Source organism: Paraburkholderia sp. UYCP14C (genome assembly GCF_004197395.1).
Classification (GTDB): domain Bacteria; phylum Pseudomonadota; class Gammaproteobacteria; order Burkholderiales; family Burkholderiaceae; genus Paraburkholderia.
This window is the reverse complement of record NZ_SELS01000049.1, coordinates 56,339-67,531: the sequence shown is the minus strand read 5'-3', so window position 1 is coordinate 67,531 and position 11,193 is coordinate 56,339. Positions and strand designations below refer to the sequence as shown.

The window sequence follows — 11,193 nt, the reverse complement described above, 5'->3', positions numbered from 1 at the left end:
GTCGAGCCGCGCAGCACCTTCACGCTGGTGTACGGCAACCGCAGCGTCGACCAGATCATGTTCGCCGAGGAGCTCGAGGACCTGAAGAACCGCTTCATGAACCGTTTCGTGCTGTATCACGTGCTGTCGGACGACCTGCAGGACGTGGAGCTGTTCAACGGCGTGCTCGACCAGCCGAAATGCGCGGCGTTCATCGAGCAGCTGCTGCCGGCCGACGCGATCGACGAAGCGTTCATCTGCGGCCCCGCGCCGATGATGGATGCGGCTGAAGCCGCGCTGCAAGCGGCCGGCGTGCCGCAGGCGAAGGTGCACGTCGAGCGCTTCGGTTCGCCGCTGCCGCAGGCGGGCGTGCCGCCCGTCGAGATCACTGAAGACACCCCCGCGGCCGACCTCGAAATCGTGCTCGACGGCAAGCGTCGCAAGCTGCGCCTGCCGTACCAGGGCGTGAGCGTCCTCGACGTCGGCCTGCGTGCCGGTCTCGCGCTGCCGTATGCGTGCAAGGGCGGGGTGTGCTGCACCTGCCGCGCGAAGGTGCTCGAGGGCGAAGTGAAGATGGAAAAGAACTACACGCTGGAAGAACACGAGATCCGCGACGGGTTCGTGCTGACGTGTCAGTGTCATCCGGTGAGCGACAAGGTCGTCGTCAGTTACGACGAACGATAAGCGCCAGCGCGTCACACCCCTGCTTTCGATCAAGGTTTTATTTCATGTCTGATTCACTGTTCACCAAGCACCAGAAGGTTCTCAATGAAGCGGTGGCCGCGATCCACACTCGCGGCTACTGGAGTCCGTTCGGCGAAATGCCGAGTCCGAGGGTATACGGCGAAACCGCGGCGGCCGACGGCGAGGCTGCCTTCAAACGTCATCTCGGTCAGCACTTCGAACTCGATCAGCCGAGCAACAACGGCACGGCCGGCAGGGAAAAATCCCCGTTTGGCTTGCAGTTGAACGTGCGGTATCCGAAGCCCGACGCCGACACCCTCTTCGCCGCCGCAGAAACGGCGCAGGCCGAATGGCGCAAGGCGGGACCCAAGGCATGGGCAGGCGTCAGCCTCGAGATCCTCGCGCGCCTGAACAAGGCAAGCTTCGAGATCGCGCACAGCGTGATGCATACCACCGGCCAGGCGTTCATGATGGCCTTTCAGGCGGGCGGACCGCACGCACAGGACCGCGCGCTGGAAGCGGTCGCCTATGCGTGGAACGAATTGCGCCGGATTCCCGATGAAGCGTACTGGGAAAAGCCGCAAGGCAAGAACCCGCCGCTGGTGATGAAAAAGCGTTATACGGTGATGCCGCGCGGCATCGGCCTCGTGATCGGCTGCTGCACCTTCCCGACGTGGAATAGCTACCCGGGGATGTTCGCCAGTCTCGCCACCGGCAACGCCGTGGTCGTCAAGCCCCATCCCGCCGCGATCCTGCCGCTTGCCATCACGGTCCGGATCGCACGCGAAGTGCTCGCCGAAGCGGGATTCGATCCGAACGTCGTCACGCTGTTCGCCACCGATCCCGACGATGGTCTGATCGTCCAGGCGTTGGCCACCCGTCCGGAAGTTCGCCTGATTGACTTTACCGGCAGTTCGGCCAATGGCTACTGGCTCGAGCATCATGCAAGGCAAGCCTCCGTCTATACGGAAAAGGCGGGGGTCAACCAGATCATCATCGATTCGGTGGACGACATCGGGCCGGCGGTTCGCAACATCGCGTTTTCGCTCGCGCTCTACTCCGGGCAGATGTGCACCGCGCCCCAGAATATCTATGTGCCGCGCGACGGCATCAAGACCGCGCATGGCGTCATATCGTTCGACGCTGTTGCGGCGGCGCTCGTCGAGGCGGTCGACAAGCTGACAGTGGATCCCGCGAAAGTCGTCGAAGTGACCGGCGCGATCCAGAACGCCGGGGTGCTGGCGCGCATCGAGCGCGCACGTAAAGTCGGCACGTTGCTGCTCGACAGCCGCACTCTTACACACCCCGCGTGGCCCGATGTGGAAGTGCGCACGCCACTGCTCGCACGACTGGACGCCCGCAAAGACGAAGCCACGTTCGCGGCGGAATGGTTCGGCCCGATAGCGTTCGTGATCGCAACGGACTCGACCGCTCAGTCGGTCGAACTCGCCGGCCGGACTGCAAAGACCCGCGGCGCACTGACGCTGTCGGTCTACAGCACCGACGAAGATGTGATCGACGCCGCCTACGAGGCAGCGCTGCATGGTGGCGTCGCGCTTTCCGTCAATCTGACCGGCGGCGTGTTTGTGAACCAGTCCGCGGCCTTCTCCGACTATCACGGCACCGGCGGCAACCCGGCTGCCAACGCATCGCTCACCGACGCAGCGTTCGTCGCCAACCGATTCCGTGTGGTCCAGGTTCGGCGTCACGCGCCGCCGCGCGAACCCGCACATGTGTGACCGCACCACGCAACCCCGTTGCGGATGCAAAGCCTGAATCGCTCAATATCTCTACCGGAAAACACCATGACCGAAGCCTTTATCTGTGATGCCATTCGCACTCCCTTTGGACGTTATGCAGGTGTATTGAAGGATGTTCGCGCGGACGATCTCGGCGCCGTGCCGATTCACGCGCTGATGCAGCGCAATCCGTCGGTGGACTGGCAGCAGGTCGCGGACGTCCTCTACGGATGCGCCAACCAGGCCGGCGAGGACAATCGCAACGTCGCACGCATGTCCGCGTTGCTCGCGGGCTTGCCGATCGATGTGCCCGGCTCCACGATCAACCGCCTGTGCGGCTCGGGTATGGATGCGGTGGGCAGCGCCGCGCGCGCGATCCGCGCGGGCGATGGCGATCTTTACATTGCGGGCGGCGTCGAAAGCATGACGCGCGCACCTTTCGTGGTCGGCAAGTCGGCAACGGCGTTCTCGCGTTCGGCCGAAATCCATGACACGACGATCGGCTGGCGCTTCGTCAATGCGCTGATGCGCAGCCAGTATGGTGTCGATTCGATGCCGGAAACGGCCGAGAACGTGGCCGACGACTTCGGCGTCGACCGCGAGTCGCAAGACCGCTTCGCGATGCGCAGCCAGCAACGCGCGGCGCGCGCTCAGGCGGACGGCACGCTGGCCCAGGAAATCACCGCGGTGCGCATTCCTCAAAAGAAGGGCGAGCCGCTGGTGGTCGATCGCGACGAACATCCGCGCGAGACCTCGCTCGAGGCGCTGGCAAAACTCAAAGGTGTCGTGCGCCCCGATGGAACGGTCACGGCGGGTAACGCGTCGGGCGTCAACGACGGCGCTTGCGCGCTGTTGATCGCAGGCGAAGAGGCAGCGAAGCGCAACCATCTGACGCCGCGCGCCCGCATCCTCGGCATGGCCACGGCAGGCGTCGCGCCGCGCATCATGGGGATCGGGCCCGCGCCCGCGACCGAGAAGCTGCTGGCCCGCCTCGGCATGAGCCTCGACCAGTTCGACGTGATCGAGCTGAACGAAGCCTTCGCGTCACAAGGCATCGCGGTGCTGCGCCGACTCGGCGTCGCGGAAGACGATCCGCGAGTCAATCCGAACGGCGGTGCGATCGCGTTGGGCCATCCGCTCGGCGCTTCGGGCGCGCGGCTGGTGACCACGGCAACCTACGAACTCGAACGCCGCAATGCACGCTTCGCGCTTTGCACGATGTGCATCGGTGTCGGCCAGGGCATCGCGATTGCGATCGAGCGCGTTTGAGCGGAGCGACCAGCATGTCGAACGCATTGAAGACTTCCACGATCGTCGGCATCGTCGGCGCGGGCGCGATGGGCGCGGGCATCGCTCAGGTGGCCGCGCTCGCCGGGCACCGGGTCGCCCTGTTCGATCTCGATCCCGCTACGGTCGCCAAGGCCATTAAGGGCATCGCCGCGAATCTCGCGAAGCTCGTCGACAAGGGCCGCCTCGACGCGACGGCTGCCGCTCAAGCGAACGAAAGGCTGTTTGCGATCGACCAGCTGGCCGGGATGCGCGATGCGGGGCTCGTCATCGAGGCCGTCGCCGAACGGCTGGAAGTGAAGCGCAAGATTTTCGGCGAACTCGAACAGCACGTGACCGACGTCTGCATCCTCGCGACCAACACGTCGTCGATTTCCGTCACGGCAATTGGTGCGACGCTGAAGATCCCGTCGCGCCTCGTGGGCATGCACTTCTTCAATCCCGCGCCCGTGATGGCGCTGGTCGAAGTGGTCAGTGGTCTCGCCACGTCGGCGGACATCGCGACCTGCGTGTACGAGACAGCCGCCGCCTGGGGCAAGACGCCCGTCCACGCGCGCTCGACGCCCGGCTTCATCGTGAACCGCGTGGCCCGTCCGTTTTATGCGGAAGGTCTGCGGCTTCTGAACGAGCAGGCAGCGAACGCCGAGTCGATCGACGAGGTGATTCGCGAGGCAGGCGGCTTCCGGATGGGACCATTCGAACTGATGGACCTGATCGGACACGACGTCAATTTTGCGGTCACCGAGTCGGTGTTTCGTGCGTTTTTCAACGATCCCCGCTTCGCGCCGTCATTGATCCAGCAGGAACTGGTCAATGCGGGCTTTCTGGGCCGTAAGTCGGGGCGCGGCTTCTACGACTATGGTCCGAACGCCACGCGTCCGCGCCCGCGCATTGCGCCGCCTGCGGATTCTCCGCGGGTCGTCAAACTGTTTGCGCAGTCCGGCGTGATCGCACAGCTTCAACAGAGGCTGCTGGATACCGGGCTCGTTACCGCAACGATGCCCGCAACGGAAAGCCCCGACGGTGTCGTCGCCCAGATCGACGACGCGCTGCTGCGATTGACCGACGGGCGCACGGCAACTCAATGCGCTCACGATCTGAATCACGACAACGTGGTTCTCGTCGATCTCGCGCTCGACTACACCGGCGGCAGCACGATCGCGCTCGCCCGTGCGCGGCAATGCAGTGACGAAGCCTATGCTGCCGTCGTCGGCACGATGCAGGCGGCGGGCTACTCGGTCGTGCCGGTGGCCGACGTGGCCGGCATGATCGTGATGCGAACCGTCGCGATGCTGGTGAACGAAGCCGCCGATGCGGTCAATCAGGGCGTGTGCACGGCCGCGGACCTCGATCTGGCGATGGAAAAAGGCGTCAACTATCCGTTGGGCCCATTACGGTGGGCGGATCAGGCGGGCGTCGCGCTGTTCTCTAAGGTGCTGAGCAACCTCTGCACCCATTACGGTGAAGACCGGTATCGCGTTTCACCGCTATTAGCCGCACTGTCGTGGTCGCGGGCGTCATGGCACGCCCGCCCCGCCATCGACCGTGCTGCCTGACTCGAAACAATCCAATTCCAGTAATCCGGAGACTCCCATGGTCCGACGCATCCCCCAATCCGACGAACTCGAACCGATCGAACGTGCCAGCCGCGATGAGCTGCAGGCGCTGCAATTGACGCGCCTCAAATGGTCGGTCCGTCATGCCTACGACAACGTCGCGCATTACCGTCAGGCGTTCGATGCTGCCGGCGTGCATCCGGACGATCTGAAGCAGCTCTCCGATCTGGCAAAGTTTCCGACCATGACGAAGAAGGACCTGCGCGACAACTATCCGTTCGGTCTCTTCGCGGTGCCACGCGACCAGGTGGTGCGTGTGCACGCATCGAGCGGGACCACGGGCAAGCCGACGGTCGTGGGCTACACGGCACGCGACATCGATACCTGGGCCGACATCGTCGCGCGTTCGATCCGCGCTGCCGGCGGCCGTCGCGGCGACACGCTGCACAACGCGTTCGGCTATGGCCTGTTCACGGGCGGGCTGGGCATTCACTACGGCGCGGAGCGGCTCGGCTGCATGGTGGTGCCGATGTCCGGCGGCCAGACCGAGAAGCAGGTTCAGTTGATCCGCGACTTCGAACCGTCGATCATTCTGGTCACGCCTTCCTACATGCTGAATCTCATCGACGAGATGACGCGGCAAGGGATGAATCCGGCCGAATCGTCGCTGAAGGTCGGTGTCTTCGGGGGCGAGCCGTGGACCCAGGCGATGCGCAGTGAAATCGAAACGCGCGCGGGAATCGACGCGGTCGACATTTACGGTCTCTCAGAGGTGATGGGGCCCGGCGTCGCGGCGGAGTGCATCGAAAGCAAGGACGGTCCGGTGATCTGGGAAGACCACTTCTACCCGGAGATCATCGATCCCGTTACCGGCGAGGTGCTCCCGGAAGGAAGCGAAGGCGAACTGGTCTTCACTTCGCTGACGAAGGAAGCGATGCCGGTCATCCGCTATCGCACGCGCGATCTGACCTCGCTGCTGCCGCCGACTTCCCGCGCGATGCGCCGGCTCGCGAAGATCACCGGACGCTCGGACGACATGCTGATCATTCGCGGCGTCAACGTGTTTCCGAGCCAGATCGAAGAGCTGATTCTCGCGATTCCCAAGCTGAGCGCGCAGTATCAATTGACGGTCAAACGCGACGGGCATCTGGATTCGCTGGCGGTGTGCGTCGAAGCGCGGCCGGAAGTCTGCGAGTCGTTGAGCGACCACGATCGGACGGCGCTCGCGCGCGAGCTGCAGCATCGCATCAAGACGATGGTCGGCGTGTCGACGACGGTCTCGGTCGCGCTGGCCGGACATATCCCGATGACCGCCACGGGGAAGGCGAAACGCGTGGTCGATCTGCGGGGCTCGAACCTGTAAGCCACGCCCGCTGCGCGAGCGGACGTGGTTTTGGCGACGCACCAGCGTGACCGTGCGTCGCCGCGATTCGATCGCAACCTCGCCTCGACGCCGGGCGCCTTGTGAATACCGCTGTGCGCGGAAATAGAAAATGGGCGCCGCGCATTCCTCAATCGGCATGAGAGCAACACCTGCATCCAAGCGACGTCGCCTTGTGCACCGCTTCCTTTTAGCGCCGCTTCTCCGTCACCCTGACGGAGTCCTTTGCCTGTTTAGCCTCGCACTTACGGCCCAGAGCCGCTGATGCTCGCCTGAACGATGCGGCACGCGCTTCGCCGATGTCGCGCCGGGGAGATCCGGATAATAGTCGGGATAGCGGCGCACGGGCCGCATCCGCATCGTCGCGCAGACCCGCTTCGTGCAGCTTGTGATTGTCGTATGGCAGGGCTCGCGCCGGACGTTGGTAAGATTCGATGCGACGTGCGGTCCGGTGCCGTGCGCGCCCCACTGTGACCCGAGGAAATCAACGCATGGCGAATCCCGATCGCACCAGAATGATTCACCGCAAGACACCGGAGTCCGCCGCGATGCTGGCGAACGTCAAGCGCGCGATGGCGCTCACCGCGCGCATCAACCGCTTGACGTTCGACGATACCGATGAAGTTCGCGCGCTGTTCAGCGAACTCATCGGCAAGCCGGTGGACGCGAGCTTCATGTTGATCCCGCCGTTCTATACGACGGGCGGCGCCGATATGCGTGTCGGGCGCAACGTCTTCGTCAACCAGAACTGCACGTTTTACGACCTCGGCGGACTCGACATTGCCGACGACGTGATGATCGGGCCCAACGTGAGCCTGATCACATCGGGTCATCCCGTTGAACCATCGCAGCGGCATGCGGGCGTCACCGCCAGTCCGATCGTGATCGGGCGAAACGTCTGGATCGCGGCCGGCGCAACGATCATCGGCGGGGTGACGGTCGGGGAAAACTCCGTTGTCGCGGCGGGCTCGGTCGTCACGACGGACGTTCCCGCGAATACGCTTGTGGGCGGAAACCCCGCGAGGGTGATCCGGTCGATTGGCGACTGAAGGTCGGGAACTAGACGGTCGACGGACTTTCGCCGGTCATTCGCCGGGTAATCGCGAGCAGGTCTTCGATAATGACGGGTTTGACGAGGTGAGCGTCACACCCCGCCGCCGATGAGCGCGCCAGGTCCTCGGGCTGTCCATAGCCCGACACGGCGACGATTTCGAGGCGCTTGCCGGTCGCCCGACGGTCCCTCAGCCGACGAGCGACTTCATAGCCGCTGATTCCCGGCAGACCAAGATCGAGGAAGACGATCTGCGGGTCGAAGGCAGCGGCAATCTGAAGCGCTTCTTCCCCGCTGTGTGCGGTACGCACATCGTGCGCGTCGAGAATCATGGCGAGCGACAGCGCGGCATCGCTGTTGTCGTCGACGATCAGAACACGCAATGGATCGGACGGCGCTCGAGCTGCGTGAGCATCGTCCTTCGCCTCGCGGTTGCCGGCCTGGCAAACGGGTAGACGTAATTCGAATTCGCTGCCGCGGTTCTTGCCCTCGCTTCTCGCGGCAATCGTCCCTCCGTGCATCTCGGTCAGCGTCTTGCACACCGACAGCCCGATCCCGAGACCACCCCGGGACGGCTCGCCGTGACAGGAGCCCTGCACGAACAGATCGAACACGTGAGGAAGCGCATCGCCCGAAATACCCGTGCCCGTGTCCGACACCGTAATGGATATTTCCTCACCGACGGCCGTCGCACATATGACGATCCGGCCACCGTCGTCGGTGTATTTGATCGCGTTATCCAGCAGATTGGAAAATGTCTGGGTGATCCGCGCCCGGTCGCCGTGAACGTAGACCGGGTGCTCCAGCGGCAAACGCACGATGTCGTGATGGCGCTGCAACGCCGCGGGCATCGTGATCTCGAGAGCATGGTCGAGTGCCAGCCGGATATCGAAGACCTCGCGCTTCAACTCGATCTTGCCGGTGGTGATCCTCGATACATCGAGCAGGTCGTCGATCAGATGCGACAGGTGGCCGGTCTGCCGTTCGATCACATTACGCAGCCACTCACGGTTGGCGGGATCGGCTCCGGCGCTGTGGCCCAGCAGATGCGCGGCGTTGCGCACGGGCGCCAACGGATTGCGCAGCTCGTGCGCGAGCGTGGCCAGAAAGATGTCTTTGCGGCGATCGGCGTCGCGCAGTTTCGCCTCCGCGTCGGTCCGCTCCGTCACGTCGCACAAGCTGCCGATGAACGTGAAGTCGTCATGCTGAACGGGCGCACGCAGATACCCGAACATTTCGACGGTCCTGAGCGCACGGTCGGTTACGCGGTGCAGCCGGAACGCGACATGCACCGGCTCGCCGGAGACCGTCCGGGACCGGAAATGGACCCGCAGCAGCTCGACATCGTCCGGATGAATGACCGACGTCATGAACTCGGTTGCCGTCAACGGCCCCCTTTCCTCGGGCTGTCCGGTGATCTCGTACATCCGCCGGTTTTCCCACACGCCTTGCCGCGAGGCGCCGCACCACTCGAAGATGCCGATGCCGGCCGCGCTCGTCGCGACCCGCAGGCGCTCCTCCGTGCCCTTTAGCGCGCTCAGAGCCCGCTGCAAGTTGTCCTGTGCCGCCGCCACCTCGGTCGCCTGACGTTGCATTTGCGCCTCGATCGCGCTTTCGATCATCGCGCGAAAGGTGCGCTCGACGATGTCGTGCGCCTGCATGTGAACGTCGACGCAAGCGGCAACGGGACTGAAATACGCGCGGATCTCGTCTTTCAGAAAGCGCTGCATCAGATCGATGTTGCGAAACAGATCCGTGACCCGCCAGTCGTCCGGCCAGAATCTGCCGGGCTGAGCGACATCCACGTGCGTGGATGACGACGCGTCGCTCCCCGCGAGCAGCAGGGCGGCGGATACTTCGGCCAGCATGTAAGCGAAGCAGCCGGTGAGTCCTTGCCCGCTTTGCGCATCGGTATGCGCGCGCTGCGCCGAGGTCTCGGCGATCCAGCGACGCATCAGTTGCCCACGGGTGCGCCCCAGCCTGCGCGCCAGCCCATTCAGCGTGATCGCATCGCGAGAATCCAGATCGAGATCCCGTTTCATCCGGATACCCCCGGACGAAAGGCGTGAGCCCGCGATGCCGTGCCGGCATACGGGCTTGTGTCGGTCAGCCTCTTTGTCATGGACCGTTTCGGAAGGTTACGTAGCGCGCGACTATTAGTAGTATCGACCGGCCGGGATTGTACGCCGGCTCCCCGCAATCCGCGTGACACTGTACCCGCTGCCGGGCGGCTGTTTAACCGAGACAAACCCGCAGCCGCCGCTGGCGAGGCTATTTCGATGGCGTAGCGACCCAGGCATCGTCGCGTGCGCGTAAGATTGCCGGGAACGCGATCAGGACGCGAAGGAGCCATGGCGATGGAGGAATCCCGGAACTCGACGCGACAGAACGGCCCCAAGGTCGCGTTTGCGCTGCAGGGCGGCGGTTCGCACGGCGCTTTCACGTGGGGGGTGCTCGACCGTCTGCTGGAGGCATCGTCGCAGGGAACGCCACTCGACATCGCGGCGATCAGCGGCGCGAGCGCGGGCGGCATCAACGCGACGCTGTGCGCGACGGGTCTCGCAACCGGCGGCGCAACCAAAGCACGCGAGATGCTGCGCGCCTTCTGGGAGGCGGTATCGCGCGCCGGCGCGCTGGCGGGCAACGCGCTCCTCGGCTTTTCCGAGCCTGGCCCATTCGGCGGCTGGAACATTGACTGGAATCCCGCCGCCATCATGCTGGAGGCCGTGGGTCTCGTCGCTTCGCCTTACGGCAATCCGTTTTACCGCGATCCGCTCGGGCCGTTGATTCGCTCCGCGCTCCCCGAACAGGATCTCGCCACGCTCAATACGACGAGCGATGGCCCGCAACTGTTCATTTGCGCTACCGACGTGCGAACCAACCAACGCGCAATCTTCACCCGCCCCGAGATTTCAGTCGACGTACTGCGCGCTTCCGCATGCCTGCCGAGCGAGTTTCGCACCGTGAGCGTGGACGGCATACCGTACTGGGACGGCGGCTATCTGGGCAACCCGCCTTTGGCGCCGTTGCTCGAGCATGCGCAGGATCTGATCCTCGTCCTCGCGAATCCGTTCGTGCGCCACGACATGCCGCCCAAAGATGCGCGCGGCATTCTCGACCGGCTCAATGAAATCGGTTTCAACGCATCCGTGGTGCTGGAAATCAACGCGATCGAAGCGGTCAACCGCGTGCTCGATTCGGTGGGCGAGGAAGCGGCGCGCAAAAGCCGCTTCAAGCCGATCAGGTTTCACCTGATTCGCGACGACGATTTTCTCGCGAAGTTCGGTTTCGTCTCCAAGAGCAGCACGTCCTGGTCATTGCTCAACACGCTGTTCGAGCGTGGCCGCGAAGTGGCGGGCGTATGGCTCAGAAACGATTACGCGAAGCTCGGGCAGGCGTCTTCGCTCGACGTCAAGAGTTCGCTGCTCGATCCGACGCTCAAGCACAGCGGCAAGGCGGGTGCGCGACAGAGCGGATAGACGGCCGCGCCGATCGCATCGTGTCGTCTCGGTGCGT

At 64.2% G+C, this 11,193-nt stretch carries 8 protein-coding genes; 7 read left to right on the top strand and 1 reads right to left on the bottom strand.

Annotated features, from left to right (window positions below; translation table 11 throughout):
* The 6 genes from EVC45_RS32620 to EVC45_RS32590 all read left to right on the top strand — a co-directional run.
* Window positions 1-663, top strand: a 663-nt coding sequence (locus EVC45_RS32620; protein WP_129962285.1) for a 2Fe-2S iron-sulfur cluster-binding protein, incomplete at its 5' end; no start/stop codon positions are given.
* A 44-nt stretch (window positions 664-707) separates the two neighbouring features.
* Window positions 708-2,402 (top strand): phenylacetic acid degradation protein PaaN, encoded by a 1,695-nt coding sequence (paaN, locus tag EVC45_RS32615; protein ID WP_129962284.1) that lies wholly within the window; start codon window positions 708-710, stop codon window positions 2,400-2,402.
* Window positions 2,403-2,468: 66 nt separating this feature from the next.
* A complete protein-coding gene (gene pcaF / locus EVC45_RS32610) occupies window positions 2,469-3,671 on the top strand; it encodes a 3-oxoadipyl-CoA thiolase (RefSeq protein WP_129962283.1) in 1,203 nt (400 codons plus the stop codon).
* 14 nt (window positions 3,672-3,685) lie between these two features.
* On the top strand, window positions 3,686-5,245 hold the full coding sequence (gene paaH, locus EVC45_RS32605; RefSeq protein ID WP_129962282.1) for a 3-hydroxyacyl-CoA dehydrogenase PaaH: 1,560 nt from the start codon (window positions 3,686-3,688) through the stop codon (window positions 5,243-5,245).
* Between the two features lie 37 nt (window positions 5,246-5,282).
* On the top strand, window positions 5,283-6,608 hold the full coding sequence (gene paaK / locus EVC45_RS32600; protein ID WP_129962281.1) for a phenylacetate--CoA ligase PaaK: 1,326 nt from the start codon (window positions 5,283-5,285) through the stop codon (window positions 6,606-6,608).
* A gap of 509 nt (window positions 6,609-7,117) precedes the next feature.
* Window positions 7,118-7,675, top strand: a complete 558-nt coding sequence (locus tag EVC45_RS32590; protein WP_129962280.1) for a sugar O-acetyltransferase — start codon at window positions 7,118-7,120, stop codon at window positions 7,673-7,675.
* Between the two features lie 10 nt (window positions 7,676-7,685).
* Here the strand turns inward: EVC45_RS32590 and EVC45_RS32585 are convergent, their stop codons facing one another.
* Window positions 7,686-9,719: an ATP-binding protein gene (locus tag EVC45_RS32585; RefSeq protein ID WP_129962279.1), complete on the bottom strand. Its 2,034-nt coding sequence runs from the start codon at window positions 9,717-9,719 to the stop codon at window positions 7,686-7,688.
* Between the two features lie 315 nt (window positions 9,720-10,034).
* Between EVC45_RS32585 and EVC45_RS32580 the strand changes: the two genes are divergently transcribed.
* Window positions 10,035-11,156, top strand: coding sequence for a patatin-like phospholipase family protein (locus EVC45_RS32580; RefSeq protein ID WP_129962278.1), 1,122 nt, complete (start codon window positions 10,035-10,037; stop codon window positions 11,154-11,156).
* The last annotated feature ends 37 nt before the right edge of the window (window positions 11,157-11,193 follow it).